The 16419-nt window shown below is 67.6% G+C and carries 12 protein-coding genes and 1 pseudogene; 10 read left to right on the top strand and 3 right to left on the bottom strand.

Going from position 1 to position 16419, the window contains the following annotated elements; all coding sequences use genetic code 11:
* The 7 genes from O2L01_RS03715 (at nucleotide 1) to O2L01_RS03685 (ending at nucleotide 7603) form a co-directional block, all read left to right on the top strand.
* Nucleotides 1-348 (top strand): hypothetical protein, encoded by a 348-nt coding sequence (locus O2L01_RS03715; protein ID WP_270120501.1) that lies wholly within the window; start codon nucleotides 1-3, stop codon nucleotides 346-348.
* 212 nt (nucleotides 349-560) lie between these two features.
* Nucleotides 561-1649: a BMP family lipoprotein gene (locus O2L01_RS03710; RefSeq protein WP_270120500.1), complete on the top strand. Its 1089-nt coding sequence runs from the start codon at nucleotides 561-563 to the stop codon at nucleotides 1647-1649.
* A 28-nt stretch (nucleotides 1650-1677) separates the two neighbouring features.
* The gene (locus O2L01_RS03705; RefSeq protein WP_270120499.1) at nucleotides 1678-3282 is read left to right on the top strand and encodes an ABC transporter ATP-binding protein; all 1605 of its coding nucleotides are present in this window, start codon (nucleotides 1678-1680) and stop codon (nucleotides 3280-3282) included.
* The gene (locus tag O2L01_RS03700; protein WP_270120498.1) at nucleotides 3279-4562 is read left to right on the top strand and encodes an ABC transporter permease; all 1284 of its coding nucleotides are present in this window, start codon (nucleotides 3279-3281) and stop codon (nucleotides 4560-4562) included. The genes O2L01_RS03705 and O2L01_RS03700 overlap by 4 nt, the downstream gene beginning before the upstream one ends.
* Nucleotides 4563-4567: 5 nt before the next feature.
* Nucleotides 4568-5845: an ABC transporter permease gene (locus O2L01_RS03695; RefSeq protein ID WP_270120497.1), complete on the top strand. Its 1278-nt coding sequence runs from the start codon at nucleotides 4568-4570 to the stop codon at nucleotides 5843-5845.
* A 2-nt stretch (nucleotides 5846-5847) separates the two neighbouring features.
* Nucleotides 5848-6234, top strand: coding sequence for a cytidine deaminase (locus O2L01_RS03690; protein WP_270120496.1), 387 nt, complete (start codon nucleotides 5848-5850; stop codon nucleotides 6232-6234).
* Between the two features lie 94 nt (nucleotides 6235-6328).
* A complete protein-coding gene (locus O2L01_RS03685) occupies nucleotides 6329-7603 on the top strand; it encodes a thymidine phosphorylase (protein ID WP_270120495.1) in 1275 nt (424 codons plus the stop codon).
* Between the two features lie 832 nt (nucleotides 7604-8435).
* Here the strand turns inward: O2L01_RS03685 and O2L01_RS03680 are convergent.
* The 3 genes from O2L01_RS03680 to O2L01_RS03670 form a co-directional block, all read right to left on the bottom strand.
* Nucleotides 8436-10139: an HNH endonuclease signature motif containing protein gene (locus O2L01_RS03680; RefSeq protein WP_270120493.1), complete on the bottom strand. Its 1704-nt coding sequence runs from the start codon at nucleotides 10137-10139 to the stop codon at nucleotides 8436-8438.
* 315 nt (nucleotides 10140-10454) lie between these two features.
* Nucleotides 10455-13523, bottom strand: coding sequence for a caspase family protein (locus O2L01_RS03675; protein ID WP_270120492.1), 3069 nt, complete (start codon nucleotides 13521-13523; stop codon nucleotides 10455-10457).
* Nucleotides 13523-13906: an effector-associated constant component EACC1 gene (locus O2L01_RS03670; protein WP_270120491.1), complete on the bottom strand. Its 384-nt coding sequence runs from the start codon at nucleotides 13904-13906 to the stop codon at nucleotides 13523-13525. Before O2L01_RS03670 ends, O2L01_RS03675 begins: the two co-directional genes overlap by 1 nt.
* Nucleotides 13907-14169: 263 nt before the next feature.
* Between O2L01_RS03670 and O2L01_RS03665 the strand changes: the two genes are divergently transcribed.
* The 3 genes and pseudogenes from O2L01_RS03665 to O2L01_RS03655 all read left to right on the top strand — a co-directional run.
* Nucleotides 14170-15048: a peptidoglycan-binding domain-containing protein gene (locus O2L01_RS03665; RefSeq protein ID WP_270120490.1), complete on the top strand. Its 879-nt coding sequence runs from the start codon at nucleotides 14170-14172 to the stop codon at nucleotides 15046-15048.
* A gap of 130 nt (nucleotides 15049-15178) precedes the next feature.
* On the top strand, nucleotides 15179-15880 hold the full coding sequence (locus O2L01_RS03660; protein WP_270120489.1) for an NADPH-dependent F420 reductase: 702 nt from the start codon (nucleotides 15179-15181) through the stop codon (nucleotides 15878-15880).
* Between the two features lie 112 nt (nucleotides 15881-15992).
* Nucleotides 15993-16419: pseudogene (locus O2L01_RS03655) on the top strand (CPBP family intramembrane glutamate endopeptidase); the annotation flags it as partial.

The following is a 16419-nucleotide window of genomic DNA, read 5'->3' as shown; positions in this document are numbered from 1 at the left end:
ATGGACTTCGTTCACCTGCTGCTGCGCTACCTCCACCTGCTCGGTTTCGCGGCCGTCTTCGGCGGCTGGCTCGTCTCCCTGCTCTCCAAGCGGTTCAACTTCAACGCGGCGATGCTCTACGGCATCGCGACCCAGCTCGCCACCGGGATCGTCCTCTACGGGATCGTCGCGGCGGACGGCGACGCCAACCACGCCAAGCTCGGCGTGAAGTTCCTGCTCGCCCTGCTGCTGGGCGTCATGATCGCGATCCCGGTCTGGAAGAAGCGTGAGAAGGTCGCCGCGGGGCACTTCTACGCGACCGGCGCGCTCATCGCGGCGACCGCCGCCGTGGCCGTGTTCTGGACGTAGGACCGGCCCGGGGATTCACTCACTTGCGATCCGTTTCGGGCTCCCGGAGCTGCAACCGCGCCGTAGCCCGAGTGAAACACCAGTTCACCGCTGATCTCAGTCATAGGATGTTTCGGTAACGAAATAGTCAAGGTGAGTGTCAAAGGCCATGCAGTGCGGCCATGATTATGCGGGTATCGACTTACCCCCTTGAAACGTCAAAGGAGACCGAGATGGCTGTCAAGCCGTTCAAGCTGGCCCTGGCGGGCTTCTCCGCCGTCGGCCTCGCCGCCCTCGCCGCTTGCGGCGAGGCACCGTCCGACTCGAACGGCGGCGACAACGCCGACGCGTCGTTCCTCGCGTGCATGGTCACCGACTCCGGTGGCGTGGACGACAAGTCCTTCAACGAGTCCTCCTGGGCGGGCATGGAAGCGGCCGCCAAGGCGAACGACGACATCGAAGTCCAGGTCAAGGAGTCCAGCTCCGAGACCGACTACGACCCGAACCTCCAGGCCACGGTCGACGACGGCTGCAACTTCATCGTCGGCGTCGGCGGGCTCATGACCGAGAACGTCAACACCATCGCCACCGCGAACCCGGACATCCCGTTCGCCACGGTCGACGGCTTCTCCGAGGTCGAGAACGTCTACTCGATCCAGTTCGACACCGCCCAGTCCGCGTACCTCGCCGGGTACGTCGCGGCCGCCCAGACCAAGACCGGCAAGGTCGCCACCTGGGGCGGCATCCAGATCCCGCCGGTGACCATCTTCATGGACGGCTTCGCCGAGGGCATCGCCAAGCACAACGAGGACAAGGGCACCAACGTCGAGCTCCTCGGCTGGGATGAAGAGGCCCAGACCGGCACCTTCATCAACGGCTTCGAGGACGCCGCCGCCGGCAAGAGCACTTCGGACACCTTCATCACGCAGGGCGCCGACATCCTCTTCCCGGTCGCCGGCCCCGCCGGCATCGGCGCGCTGACCGCCGCCTCCGAGAACGACGACGTCTCCGCGATCTGGGTCGACACCGACGGCTTCGTGTCCACCGAGTACGGCGCCGAGATCCTCACCTCCGCCGAGAAGGGCCTCGAGACCGCCGTCAAGGACGCCGTGGACGCCGCTTACAAGGCCGCCAACGGCGGCGACGCCATCACCGGCTCGTACGTCGGCACGCTCGAGAACGGCGGCGTCGCGCTCGCCCCGTTCCACGACTTCGACTCCGCCGTCTCCGCCGAGACCAAGGCCGAGATCGAGGCGCTGACCCAGCAGATCATCGACGGCACCATCGTCGTCGAGTCCCCGGCCAGCCCCGCCGCCTCCTAGTCGGGCGGAACGAAGCTAAGGACCAGAATTGCGACTCGAACTGAAGGGCCTGACGAAGAAGTTCGGCTCGTTCACCGCTGACGACGACATCGACCTCGTGGTCGAGCCCGGCCAGATCCACGCCATCCTCGGCGAGAACGGCGCGGGCAAGTCGACGCTCATGAACATGCTCTACGGGATCCTGACGCCCACCAGCGGCGAGATCCTCATCGACGAGGAGCCGGTCTCCTTCAACGGTCCGGGCGACGCGATCGCCGCCGGGATCGGGATGGTGCACCAGCACTTCAAGCTCGTCGGGCCCTTCAGCGTCGCTGACAACGTGCAGCTGGGCCGGGAGCACACCCAGGGAATGGGGGTGCTCTCGGCCAAGGCCGCGCGGAACGCCGTACGCCAGGTTTCGGAGGAGTACGGCCTCAAGCTCGACCCCGACGCGATCTGCGAGGAACTGCCCGTGGGCGTCCAGCAGCGCGTCGAGATCGTCAAGGCCCTCTCGGGGCCGAAGACGGAACTGCTCATCCTCGACGAGCCGACCGCGGTGCTCACGCCCGCGGAGATCACCGAGCTCCTGCAGATCATGCGGAACCTCGCGGCCGCCGGCACGTCGATCCTGTTCATCTCCCACAAGCTCAAAGAGGTCCAGGCCGTCGCGGACACCATCACGGTGATCCGCCGCGGCAAGGTCGTCGCCGAGCTGGAGCCGACCGCCTCGGAGGCCGAGATGGCCTCCGCGATGGTCGGCCGGGCCGTGACCCTCCAGGTCGACAAGACCCCGGCCGAGCCGGGCGAGGCGCGCCTGGAGGTCAAGGACCTCACCGTCGTCTCCGACGCCGGCGTGAAGGTCCTCGACGGCCTCGGCCTCACCGTCCACTCCGGAGAGATCGTGGGCCTGGCGGGCGTGGAGGGCAACGGCCAGACCGAGCTCGCCCGCTCGATCCTCGGGCTCGTCAAGCCCGACGAGGGCCACATCTCGATCGACGGCAAGGACATGCACGGCACGAGCCCGGCCGCCCGCATCGCGCACGGCCTGGGCTACATCCCCGAGGACCGCGGCCGCGACGGCCTCGTCGCCGAGTTCTCGGTCGCCGAGAACCTCGTCCTCAACCAGTACCGCGAGACGCCGTTCAGCAAGCGCGGCGCGGTGAACGCGGGCGCGGTGCGCAAGCGCGCCGTCGACTCGATCGCCGAGTTCGACATCCGCACCCAGTCCCCGGAGGAGCCCGCCTCGGCGCTCTCCGGCGGCAACCAGCAGAAGGTCATCATCGCCCGCGAGTTCTCCCGGCCCCGCCGGTTCCTCGTCGCGGCGCAGCCGACCCGCGGGGTCGACGTGGGCGCGACCGAGTTCATCCACTCGCGCCTCATCGCCGAGCGCGACACCGGCACCGGCGTCCTGCTCATCTCCTCCGAACTGGACGAGATCTACGCGCTCGCCGACCGCATCGCGGTGATCTACAACGGCCGCATCGTCGGCGAGGTCGCCCCGGACACGCCCCGCGAGGTGATCGGCCGACTCATGGTGGGCGGCGACATCGCCGCCCCGGACGACGCGCCCGCGGCTCCTGAAGCCGAGGCCCCCGAAGCCCCCGAGACCGATGCCCCTGAGACCGACGAGGAAGCCAACGGAGGTGACCGATGAGCACGGATACGAAAGCCCCGGCCGCCGACCAGCCTGATGCGGGCGAGACCCCCGAAGCGAAGCCGAGCTTCATGCGGCTCTTCGGCCGCTACCTGACCGAGGCCAACTCGGTCATGGTCACGATCTACTCGCTCATCCTGGCGTTCCTCATCGGCGCGATCCTCCTCATCGTCTCCGACGAGTACGTGCGCTCCACCTACACGTACTTCTTCGCCCGCCCCCAGGACGCCCTGTCCGCCTCCTGGTACCTCGTGCGCGACTCCTACATCGCGCTGTTCGAGGGCGCCGTCCTCAACCTGAACACGCTCGACCGGTTCGCCGCCGGGACCGCCGAGTTCGGCGACCTGCTGCGGCCGCTGTCCGAGACGCTCACGTACGCGACCCCGCTGATCTTCACCGGCCTCGCCGTCGGCCTCGCGTTCCGCGCCGGGCTGTTCAACATCGGCGCCCAGGGCCAGATGATCTTCGGCATGCTCGGCGCGCTCATCATCGGCTTCAGCTTCAGCCTCCCGGCCGTGATCCACCTGCCGCTGGCGATCATCGCCGGCGCGATCGCGGGCGCCGCGTTCGGCGCCGTGCCCGGCGTCCTCAAGGCGACGACGGGCGCGCACGAGGTCATCTCCTCGATCATGCTGAACAACATCGCGGGCCTGTTCCTGGTGTGGGCCATCGGGACCGGCTTCCTCCACTCGGAGACGAAGTCGGACCTCATCACCAAGCCCGTCGACGAGTCGGCGGTCATGCCGAAGCTCCTGTCGGGCCTCAGCGAGAGCCTGCGCGTCAACTGGGCGCTGCCGCTCGGCATCGCCGCGGCGGTCTTCACCTGGTGGCTGCTCTCGCGCTCCACGTTCGGCTTCCGCATCCGCGCCGTCGGCTTCAACGAGCACGCCTCCGCGACCGCCGGCATGCGCATCGGCTCGACCTACGTGACCACGATGGCCGTCGCCGGCGGTCTCGCCGGCCTGGCCGGCGCGGCCCTGTCGCTCGGCGTCGGCTCCTCCGGCATCACCACGAACACGGCCCTCGAATACGGGTTCGACGGCATCACCGTCGCGCTCCTGGGCCGCGCCAACCCCGGCGGCATCGTCGCGGCGGCGATCCTGTTCGGCGCGCTCAAGGCCGGGGCCCTCTCGGCCCAGCCGGACGTGCCGGTCGACATCTCGACGCTGCTGCAGGCGATCATCGTGCTCTTCATCGCCGCACCGGCCCTGGTCAAGGCGATCCTGCACCTGCGCACGCCGCGCGGCGGCCTGGTCACCCTCGAAGCGAAAGGCTGGTGAGCCCCATGGCAGTGGACACCATGACCTCCTCACCGGCGGTCGTCGACGAGAGCGTCCCGACCCGGTTCATCAAGCCCGGCACCGCCTTCAGCGTGCTCGGCCTGCTCCTGATCGTCATCGCTTTCGCGGTGGTCTCCACGGGCGACACGACCACGATCGCGTTCGACCGGACCCTCACCGACGTCGAATGGGCCCTGCCCACGACGGCGTGCGTAGCGGTCCTCGGCGCGATCGCGGCCGCCGCGGGCGCCTGGATGCTCGTCGGGCTCCCCAAGCGCCGTTTGAAGCTCGTCTCCGCCGTCGCGGTGACCGCGTTCGTCCTGGGCCTGCTGTTCTGGGCCTACTCGCAGCCGGGCACCGTGTTCCGCGCCGAGTCGATCCTCGCCGGGGCCCTGTTCCTCTCGCTCCCTTACCTGTTCGGTGCGCTCTCGGGCGTCGTGTGCGAGCGCTCGGGCGTCATCAACATCGGCATCGAGGGCCAGTTCCTCATGGGCGCCTTCACCGGCGTCCTGGTCGCGAACGTGACCGGGAACGTCTACGCCGGCATGGTCGGCGCGATGATCGCCGGTCTCCTCTCGACCATGCTGCTGGCCCTGCTGGCCACGAAGTACCAGGTCAACCAGGTCGTCGTGGGCGTCATCCTCAACCTGCTGGCGCTCGGTTTCACCAGTTTCATGTACGACCAGCTCAAGAAGGCCGAGGGGCTCAACAGCGCCTTCTCGGTGCCGACGCTCTCGTGGGGCCCGCTCGCGGACATCCCCGTGCTCGGCCCGGTCCTGTTCCAGCAGAAGATCTTCGTCTACATCGGACTCGCGCTGGTGTTCGTGGTGTGGTTCCTGCTCTACCGCACCCGCTGGGGCCTGCGCACCCGCGCGGTCGGCGAGCACCCGGCCGCCGCGGACTCCATGGGCGTCAACGTCAACCGCCTGCGGTTCTGGAACGTGACCCTCGCCGGCCTCATCTCCGGCTTCGGCGGCGCCTGGTTCACCATCGCGAACTCCCTGGCCTTCGGCAAGAACATGACCGCCGGGCTCGGCTTCGTGGCGCTAGCGGTCATGATCGTGGGCCGCTGGAACCCGCTCGGCGTGCTCGCCGGCGCGCTCATCTTCGGCTTCACCACCCAGGTCGCCCGCGACCTGGACGCCTCGGGCGGCTCGGTCGTCCCCGGCGAGTTCCTGCAGATGCTGCCGTACGTGGTCACGCTCGTGGTCGTCGCCGGACTCATCGGCAAGGCCAAGGCGCCCGCCGCGGACGGCGTGCCGTACAACCCGGGGGATAAGTAGCCATGACCGACATCGACTGGGACACGTTGCGGGACAAGGCCCGCGAGGCCATGGGCCACGCTTACGCCCCCTACTCGAAGTTCCCGGTCGGTGTCGCCGGCCTCGTCGACGACGGCCGGATCGTCTCCGGCTGCAACGTCGAGAACGCCTCCTTCGGCCTGACCCTCTGCGCCGAGTGCGGCATGGTCTCCGAGCTCGCCGCCACCGGCGGCGGGCGTCTGGTCGCCGTCGCATGCGTCGACCGCGCGGGGGAACCCCTCACCCCCTGCGGCCGCTGCCGCCAACTGCTCTACGAGCACGGCGGCGCCGAGTGCCTGGTGGACGCCGCGCCGGAGCCGACCACCGTGGGAGCCCTGCTCCCGGGCGCGTTCGGCCCCGAATACCTGTAGGGCGAGGGTGGGACACAGTGTCAATTTATGGCTCGCAAGCAGCGCCAAGAGTGTCCCGCCCTCCTCGAATTCCATTGTCTGTGAGGGAAACCCAATGATCACCGCTGTAGACGTCATCCGCACCAAGCGCGACGGCGGCGAACTCTCGACCGCCCAGATCGACTGGGTCATCGACGCCTACACCAAGGGCGTCGTCGCCGACGAGCAGATGTCGGCCCTCGCCATGGCGATCTTCCTCAACGGGGCGAAGCCGCGCGAGATCGCCGACTGGACGGCCGCGATGATCCACTCCGGTATCACCCTTGACCTCTCCGAGGTCGGGAAGCCGTGCGTGGACAAGCACTCCACCGGCGGTGTGGGCGACAAGATCACCCTGCCGCTGGCGCCGCTCGTCGCCGTCTTCGACGTCGCGGTCCCGCAGCTCTCGGGCCGCGGCCTCGGCCACACCGGCGGCACGCTCGACAAGCTCGAGTCGATCCCGGGATTCCAGGTCGACATGACCGAATCCGCTGTCGTCGACCAGCTCAAGCGCATCGGCGCGGTCATCTGCGCCGCCACCGGCGACCTCGCGCCCGCGGACAAGAAGCTGTACGCGCTGCGCGACATCACTTCCACCGTGGAGGCGATCCCGCTCATCGCCTCCTCGATCATGTGCAAGAAGATCGCCGAGGGCGCTGACGCGATCGTGCTCGACGTCAAGGTCGGCTCGGGCGCGTTCATGAAGGACTTCGCCCAGGCCCGCGAACTCGCCGAGACGATGGTCCGCCTCGGCAAGGACCACGACGTCGACACTCGCGCGCTGCTCACCGACATGTCGATCCCCTTGGGTCGCACTGCGGGCAACGCCCTCGAAGTGCGCGAATCCATCGAGGTCCTCGCCGGCGGCGGCCCTGAAGACGTCGTGGAGCTCACGGTGGAGCTGGCCAAGGAGATGCTCGCCGCCGCGGGCCGGATGGACGTCGACCCGGCGGCCGCTCTGAAGGACGGTCGCGCGATGGACGTCTGGCGCAAGATGATCGAGGCCCAGGGCGGCGAGGTCGACGCGCCGCTGCCGACCGGTCTCGAGTTCGAGGAGATCAAGGCCGACGTCGGCGGCTATGTCTCGGAGATGGACGCCTACGCGGTGGGCGTCGCCGCTTGGCGCCTCGGCGCGGGCCGCGAACGCCAGGGCGAGCCGGTCCAGTTCGGTGCGGGCATCGAGATCCTCAAGACCGTCGGCGAGCCGGTCAGGGCCGGAGACACGGTCTTCCGCCTCCACACCGACACCCCCGCCCGCTTCCACGCGGCCATGGAGACCCTTGAGGGCCAGTGGAAGATCGGCGCGGAGCCCGCAAAGCGAGGCCCGATCATCCTGGATCGCATCGTCTGAGACCCATCGTCTGAGACCGCATCATCTGAGCCGGACGAACGGGCAAGGGCAGCAACGTTATTGATCCGTGGCTCTGGCTGGTCAGAGCAGGAGACTCATTATCCCTGGGCCACCACGGGAACATGTCCTGCTTTGCCCTACAAGTAGAAGGCCCCGCTCGCGGCGGGGCCTTCCTCATTCCCGAGCGACCCGTCGAGACGCGGCCAACTTGGCTTCCAGTCCGAACTCGGCCCAAATGACCCCAAGCCAAAGCGAGCGGCGACCGTGAGATGGCAGGAGGACTCGGGTCGATCTTGAGCTGTTTGGTTCGATAGGGCCCAGCTTCAATCGGGCGGCGACAACGAGGTGGCAGTAGGTGCCGGGTCGCCTTCCGGCTGCCCGGCCCGGTGGACTCCCGGCTCAAACGGGCAGTGACAGCAGGGCCTCAGACAGTCCTGGCCGGTCTCGGGCTGGGTCCGATCGGGCGCACCAACGAACCGGCAGCAGGGAACTGGACTGCTTCCCCGCTTTCCGGTCCTATTGGGCCCGACTCCAATCAGGCAGCGACCACAAGGCCTCACTCGGTCCTGGTTGGTCTCCGGCCGACTGTTCCGATCGCCTCGGGGTTTAACCTGGCAGCGACAACGAGGTGGCGGCGGGGCGCGGGTCGCTCTTCGGCTTCCCGGTTTGCTTGGGTGCGAGTTCAATCCGGCAGCGACAACGAGGCAGCGGCGGGGCGCGGTCGTTCTGCGGCTTCCCGGTTTGCTTGGGTGCGAGTTCAATCCGGCAGCGACAACGAGGTAGTGGCAGGGCGCGGTCGTTCTGCGACTGCCCTGCCCGATCGGGTCCTGGTTCAACCCGGCAGCGATGGGAGGGTGTTGGCAGGGGTTGGTTTCCTGCCTTGGGCATGCCGAGGGGCCCGAACCTCAAGGGGAGGTTCGAGCTGCGCTGCGTGGTGTTGCTTTGCGGCGCTTCCCCCAGCAGTCTGCCTGCTGGGGCAGCCTAAGACCGGTATCGGGGAGGGCGGTTTCGGTGCCCTGAACTTCGCTCGGCATCTTGCCTTGGCGGCCCGCATGGCTTGGATCGCCCGGTCTCTGTCGATGGCCTCAGCCATCCCATCCAGGTCGGGCTTCATTGTCTCGGACCATTCGGAGCGGTAGAGCCCGGTGGGGAACACATCCCAGTCCGAGTCTTGGTGTTCGGTGTCCATGTCGTGGTCGGTGCGCCAGTCCGAGCAGCCACAGCCGCCCCCGCTGTCGTTGCCGCCTGGGCCTTCATGACCGTCATGGTGGGTGATGATGGCCTGGCCGGGCCCGGTCTTCTCCACGCTCCAGCCAGTCGTGTGGATCCGCCCGTGGTGGAACCGGCACAGCAGGATCAGGTTCTCAGCGGCCGTCACGCCGCCGTCAGCCCAGTGCTGGATGTGGTGCGCCTCGGTCCAAGCGACCGGGCGGTCGCAGCCGTGCCAAGCGCACCCTTCCGGTTGCTCCAGTTCCAGCTTGCGGCGGAGGGAAGCGTTCGGGAGGCGCATCGCCCTGCCGAGTTCGACGGCTTCGCCGGTGGTGTAGTTGAAGACTGAGGGGATGACCCCGGCCTCGCAGGCCAGCAGGCGGGCACGCGCTACCGAGATCGGCTGGCCTTCCAGGAAGGGGAGGCGGCCGGTGTCCTTGCCCTGCAACGTCTCGATGTCCACGACTAGGTCGAGGGTGGCGGTGTGGCCGTGGCGGGTGGCGGCTTGCGGGGAGGACCCGTACCCGGCCAGGAGCTGGTGGAGTGCTTCGGCGTTCCGGTTCGCCTGCGCGGGCAGCAGGCCCTCGCTGTCGTCTTCGCTGTCGGCCTCGGTGTCTTCTTGGCGCGGGGGCGGGCAGGCGGTCTTCAGGTACTTGTCGAGGAGCCTGCCGGTCGCATCCGAGAGCGTGCCTTCGAGGTGCCACATGCCGTTGCCGGTCTCGGTCAACTCCAGGCGCTGGAGGGACTGTTCCCCGAGGCCGTCGAACAGTTCGGTCTCTTCGGCGATCGAGGCCCACAGCTCATCCAGGTGGCGGCGCAGGTCTTTGAAGGAAGCGTGCTGGCAGTACTGGGCGACCATCGCTTCTGGTGTGGCGCAGAGGATCTGGGGGTCGAAGGGGGAGGGGGCCGGGGTCCTGAAGGGGGTGCGGGCGAAGAGTCGCATGGCGGGGGTCTGGTCGAGTTGGCGGACGGCGTAGGCGACCTGGTCGATCCGTGCCGTTCCTGTCGTTGCCGCTTTGGCCAGGATCCGGAACTTCCCTGAGAGTCGGGCGATGGCCGCGATGGATCCTGCCGTGTTGTAGGTGAAGTCGAACTGGGAGAGCAGGAGGTCCCTGAGGGCGGAGAACCCGAACTCGGAGCGGTGCAGGCCCTGCTCCTTCATGGCGATCACGGATGAGAGGACCTGGGTGTGGAAGGCATTGATACCGGCGGCGGCTGCATCGAGCAGGGAACGAACCTCAGCAGCCTGAGAGCGGCGGTCAGCAGAAGGAGAGAGGATCGAGGCGGGGGAGAGGGCCGGAGTGGTGTGGGTGTCGCAGTGGGCCATGGGTCTCGCCTCCTCACCTGTTCTCGAATGATCTGGCTGTTTTCGCTTTCTTGTTCGTAGTTCAATGATGACACGACTCTGTTATGGTGTCATCACCCGATAGGGTGAACATTCCATAGAGGACTATCAATGCCCGCCCTACCTGCACCCCCAACCTCCTTGGGGCACACTGCAAACCAGGAGAGAGTCGGCCCGCACCCCGCGCTGCCTGTCAGCCGCAGGGCACACCGCAACCTCCCTCAGACCTCTTTGTCGCTGCCCGCCTGAACCCCTACCCATCCAACCTCTGAATTCGACGACCGGCCCTTGCCTTGCCTACCAGGACTGTCGCTGAACCTCCGCTTGGGCGACCGCGAGCAGCGCACGGGCGCGGTCTTCGCCGGGTTCCATTGCGAGCGCCAACCGTTCGGCCCGCGCCGGAGCCGATTTGCAGAACTCCTCCACGAGTGCGGCCTGTGCCAGCAGCAGCTCCTCCTGATCGCTGATCATCGAAGTGAGCTTTTCCGCTCGACGCGGATCGGAGGGGGCCATCGCTATGGCCGCCTTGCGGAGATCCGGGTTGCGTCCACTCCAATCATCAGCGATGGCCTCTGCAATCCGTTCCGCTCGCGCTGGCGCGATCGCCGCCCAGCCGATCATGACTTCACTCAACAGACGGGTCCGACGGTCGTCGTCGTCGTCGGCGTTCGCAGAAGCGCAAGCCTCGGCTCGCGTGAGCAGTTTGGACGCACGAAGTGACGCGGTACCGAGTTTGACATAGGCATCGGCGATGTCGCAGAGCAGCGAGCCCTTGCGACAGTCGTCGTCCATCGAATAGGCAGTTCGTTCTGCGAGCTCGAGCAGAGCTTCAGCTTCGTTCGGGTCCTGTTCGATGATCGCCTTGCCCACGCTGCATAGAGCGGTGATCCGAGCGTAGGGGCCCTGGGGGCTGTCCGGAATCTGCTGGGCGATCGCAGCTCCTTGCTCGGGACTGCTCGCCATGATGATGCGAACAATCTCGAGGAGAGCGTGGCTGCCGCTGAGATCGTTGCCGGCTTCGAATGCGAGATCCGCAGCTCGCTCCGGAGCCGTCGAGGCCAGAGTTATGGCGGCTTGCGCGATGACGGAGTTCTTTTCCCGCGAGCCCGGCAGCTCCTCCACTTCTCGCAGGGCCCAGTCGGGATCGACTTTTGCCACTCCCTCATAGACATCGGTCACCCACCAGGTCTCGGTTCCGTCACCGGGGTCGAGCAGGTCGACGAGGGTTTCGATCCGCTCTGGGAAGGCTGCCGCGAATATTGCGGCAACGTTCGTGATCGCGATCGAATACTCAACAGCGATGGCCGGCATTGACATGAGCAGCTGAATCGCGCGATCGGGGTCGATCGCAGCGAAGGCTTCTGCGAGGTCGACGAGTTCACGAGCCTGTTCGGACTCGTCGAGGATCGAAAGGACCAGCCGTTCGGCGGCGGCGGCCAGGTGCCTCGCGGCGGTCATGTCGACGGTGGCGGTCTGCTTCGCAGCCCTGATCAGGTTGCGGCGCATGCGGTCCTCGTCGGGATCGAGCCGCAGGAGACGACCTACCGATTCCGGAGCAGAGGTGACCAGGGCTTCGGCGGCAGAGGCGAGCTGCCACCATTCGTCGTCCGTCACCCTGTCGCTCGCCCTTTCCACCATTGAGATCAGGTGGGCAGCATTGGCCTGGTCGGGACCGGGGGAGGCCCGAAGCAGGTCGATCAGGGTGTCGAAGAACTCAATCCAGTCCTCTTGGGATCGGCATCGCCGCTCTGCGATCTCAAGGAGGCGGTGTCCGGTCGACGCGTCGATCGCGAGTATCGCCGCTGCGCCGCGGGTGATGGCACGTATCGGCAATCGCTTGAACGCGGTCTCGTGGAGCAGGTGTGCGTCGAAGAAGAAGAGATGCCTCGCGGCTCTGGCATCGAAGAGGGCGTAACGGAGGGCCGCGTCGGCTTGGATCGGCATCCTGATCGCCTGGTCCTGTTCCTGCCCTATCGAGGCGTCCAGTGCTTCCGCAAGCGTGATCCAGATATCCGGGTTCGCCTCGGCGAGGCTCTTCGCGGCCCAGGCCAGTCCCGCTTCGGAGTTCGATGACTCCGGGTCGTCGAGGTGACATCGGAGTTCCAAGAGCCGCAGGATCATCTGGGACTTCCGCACATCGCGCCCCCGGACTGCGGAGCTGATCGCCTCCTCGAGCAACGACCTTGCCAGGTCCTGCAGAGCTTCGGGAAGTGCGGCAGCGATGGCGAGGCGGGCTCCCGTGAACTCGGGGGTCGAGATGGCGAATCCGCGGGCGAATTGGAGCGCTTCGGAGATGTCCTTCTTCACCAGCCCTCTGGCCAAGGCCTCAACGATTACTTGTCGGCCGGGTCCCTCACCGCTCCGCTTCAGGACCGCCATCGGCCAGCGCACGTCGAGTGGAACCGCCGCTTCGATGACCTCGGCGAGGAGTTCGCCCGTCTCCTCGTCGCCGTCCCCCGACAGCGAGGATTCCGCCGCTTCGTTGAGGAGTTCCCATAGGAGGGTTCGGGGTTGGGGCAGCGTCAGTCCGGCTGGTCCGGGTTCTGGGGCCGCTGCGGGGGCTTTGGCGACTGGTTCGCCGATCGCGCCGGGGAGAGCGATCGCGGGGAGCACGATTGCGGCGGCGGCAGCCGGTGCGGCAGGTTCCTGGCGGGGGAGCCGCTTGGCGAGGGCGATCGCGCCTTCGCCGTCGAAGTAGAACTGAGGGCTGGCGTTGCCCGCCGGGCCCAGTTCGGTTTCGACGTAGTCGTAGAGGCTCTGCGCGGTGAGGTGGTCCTCGGCTTGGGCGAAGCGGAGGCCCGCTACGAGCGCGTTCGTGAACGGGCTCGTACCGCCCGGACCGAGTGCGTCCAGGGCGAGTTCGTTCGCGCTGGCGCTGGTGATCACGCAGCGGCCCTTGCCGTTCGCTTTCACTTTCAGCTCGCCGCCTCGGAAGGCGCCGCTGTGGCAGCAGTCGAGGATGGTGACCGTGGCGGGCGCGGGGGAGGCTTCGATCAGGCCGTCGATGTCCTCCTTGTACCGCAGCGCGGTCACGGGCAGCGCGTTCACGCGAGTGTCACTGGCGCACAGGTGGAGTCGGCCGAGCAGGTCCAGCTTGCCGTGGCCGCTGTAGTAGAGGAACAGGACGTCGTCGCGGGTGGCGTCTTCGATGAAGAAGCGGTGCAGTTCCTCGCGGAGGTTCTGGACGTTCCGGTCGATGAGCGCTTCGACGTCCTCGGCGGCGAAGAGGCCCGATTCGTTGTCGGACAGGGCGTCGAACAGCGCATCCACGTCTGCGCGCGGGCCCTGGAGCTTCGGGAGGCCTTGCGGGTCTCGGCGGAAGACGGCGTTGCCGATGAGGAGGGCGCGGTATCGACGGTCGGGCATCAGCGGCCTTCGATCATCCGGCCGATCGATTCGCTCAATGCGGTGAGCGACTGCTGGTCGATGTTCTCTCCGGTCAAGGTGAACCGTCGCTCTTTGCCGTCCTCGTCGGTCCAGGTGGCGGTGATCGTGCGGGTCTTGTCTCGGCCGAGCCAGGAGCGGACGATCTCCACGGTCGCGACCAGGGCGCCGGAGGTGCCGAGAGCCAGGATGACGTCCACAGCCGTGCCTTTGGTCCCCGGAACTGGCGTGGATTCCATTGTGACAGCACCGGTTTCGCGATGCAGCTCAGTGTGGAGGGCCGCGACTTCGCGTTGCCACTGAGGGCTGTCGGGGGCGTATTTGGCGGTCTCCGTGGAGATCGCGACTTCGACGGTAGGGGACATGGCCACCTCTCAGACGAGTGTCGCTCAATGATATTTGCCGGACGCTCAGCGTGGCGGCCCGCAGGCCGGTGGATCGGTGCGAAGCGGGTCGAAGCGCGGTGGCGGGGCGTCGAGCTGGGCGTCGGCGGTGGGTCCGGATCCCTGTGAAGTTTTGTTTCACTGGGGGACTTCTCAACGAAAGATTTCTTCGATATGGTTCCGTTACACGACATTTGTCGCGTCGATCACCCCTCGGTGCGAACCCCCTGGAAGGGACCAAAAAGATGACCTCCCAAGACACACCCGACACCCACTCCCGCCGCCGGTTCCTGCGCCGCGCGCTCCTCACCGCGGGCGGGATCGGCGCCGTCGCCGTCCCGTCCGTGCTCGCGATGGGTTCGGCCTCGGCCGCGACCGCCGTCGACATGGAGCTCGTGCTCGTCGCCGCGATGGTCGACCCGCCGAAGACCGGCACCGGTACGACGCTCACGGCCGGACCGCACGTCCAGGTCGTCGAGCAGGCCCTCGACGCCAAGAACTTCCTCGCCGCGAGCTCGGTGGACGGCCACTACGGCACCACCACGATCAGCGCCTACTCCGCGTACCAGAAGTCGCTGGGCTACAGCGGACTCGACGCGAACGGCGTCCCCGGCCCGACCTCCCTCGCGAAGCTCGGCAGCGACACCGGCCTGTTCACCGTGACCCGCGCCGTGAGCGTCGGGTCGAGCACGGACTCCTACGGCGGCAAGCGGGTCAACACCCGCACCAAGAACATGCTCGCCGCCGCCGACGGCAAGCTCTCCTGGAGCATCACCCTCACGCAGGGCTCGTACACGACCGGCAACCCCGACTCGGCCGGGACGCACGACGGCGGCGGGGTCGTGGACATCAACGTCGGCTCGATGACGACCACGCAGCGCTGGCAGACGGTGAAGGCGCTGCGCGACGTCGGTTTCGCGGCGTGGCTGCGCACGCCCGAGCAGGGCTTCAGCTACCACATCCACGCGAACGCGGTGTGCGACACGGACATGTCGGCCCCCGCGCAGCGGCAGATCCACGACTACTTCTTCGGCAAGAACGGCCTCGCCAGCCACGCCGCCGACAACACCCCGGACGCCTACAAGGGCAGCTTCACCTGGTGGGAGAAGTACAAGCGCGGCTAGAAGCGCCGCCGCACGAGCCGAGCCGGCCGGTCTCGCCCCCGTGGACCGGCCGGCTCTCCCTCTGTCAGGGAGGCCTCGATCACCGCAAACCGGGGGAATGCCGACGCCCGGCGACTCGTTGTGACCAGTCATGAGCACCATCGGATTCATCGGCAGCGGCCACATCGGCGGCACCATCGCGCGCCTCGCGGTCAACGCGGGCCACAACGTCGTCCTCAGCAACCGGCGCGGGCCCGACTCGCTCGCGGACCTGGTCGCGGAACTCGGGCCGAACGCCCGCGCCGCGACACCCGCCGAGGCGGCGGCCGCCGGTGACATCGTCGTAGTCACCGTCCCGTTCTACGCGTACCAGACCGTCCCGGTCGAGGAGCTACGCGGCAAGGTCGTCATCGACACCAACAACTACTACCCGCAGCGCGACGGGCAGATCCCCGAGCTGGACGACGAGTCCACCACCGTCAGCGAACTCCTGCAGGCCCACCTCCCGGAGTCCTCGGTCGTCAAGGGCTTCAACAACATCACGGACAAGCACATCGCCGCCCTCGCCCGCCCCAGCGGCGACCCCGAGCGCTCGGCCCTCCTGATCGCGGGCGACGACGCCGCGGCGAAGCAGGCCGTCACGGCCTTCCTCGACTCGATCGGCTGGGACGCCTACGATGCGGGCCCGCTCGCCGAAGGCTGGCGCTACCAGCGCGACACTCCCGCTTACGGCCTGCCCTACTTCGCCGAGAAGCCCACCGCCGGCGGCTCGTTCGACGTCCCCGGCAGCCAGGCCACCGCGGCCGACCTCGAGGTGGCGCTCAAGGCCGCCAAGCGATACCGCGATCTGTAGGCGCAGGTAAGCAGCAGGGCCGACGCGTTCACGCGTCGGCCCTTTCCCGTGTCAGGCGGGGTGTCAGTCCGGCGACAGGTCTGCGACAGCGCGGCCGACGATGCTTTCGGACATGAACGAAACGCAGTTCGCGGCCCCGAAGGCCCGCCCCACCAACCGACTCGCCGCCAAACTCCTCGCCGACCGCCACTCGATCCCGCTGTCCATCGCCCTCCACCTCGTCCCCGGCGCGCTCATCGTCGCCGCCTACGCCTGGATCGGCGCCCCGATCAGCCACGCCGTCGGCGCGCCGATCTTCGCCGCTTGGGCGATCGCCCTCATGATCGTGCTCTTCCCGCTCTGGTTCGGCCTGTTCTGGCTCGGCAAGCAGGCCACCGGCAAATACACGATGCGCGGCGGCGTGGTCCGCTATCGCGACAAGCCGTTCTCGCGGGGCAAGATCACGCTGATCGGCATCGGCTTCCTGCTGTACATGGCGATCGTGTCGCTCTCCCTTGCGCCGCTTGACGCTTGGACGTACGACACCTTCTTCACCTGGG

It is taken from the genome of Glycomyces lechevalierae, from assembly GCF_027622945.1.
Lineage (GTDB): Bacteria > Actinomycetota > Actinomycetes > Mycobacteriales > Micromonosporaceae > Glycomyces > Glycomyces rutgersensis.
Note: the sequence above shows the minus strand (reverse complement) of the source record. Positions and strands in the feature narration are given on the sequence as shown.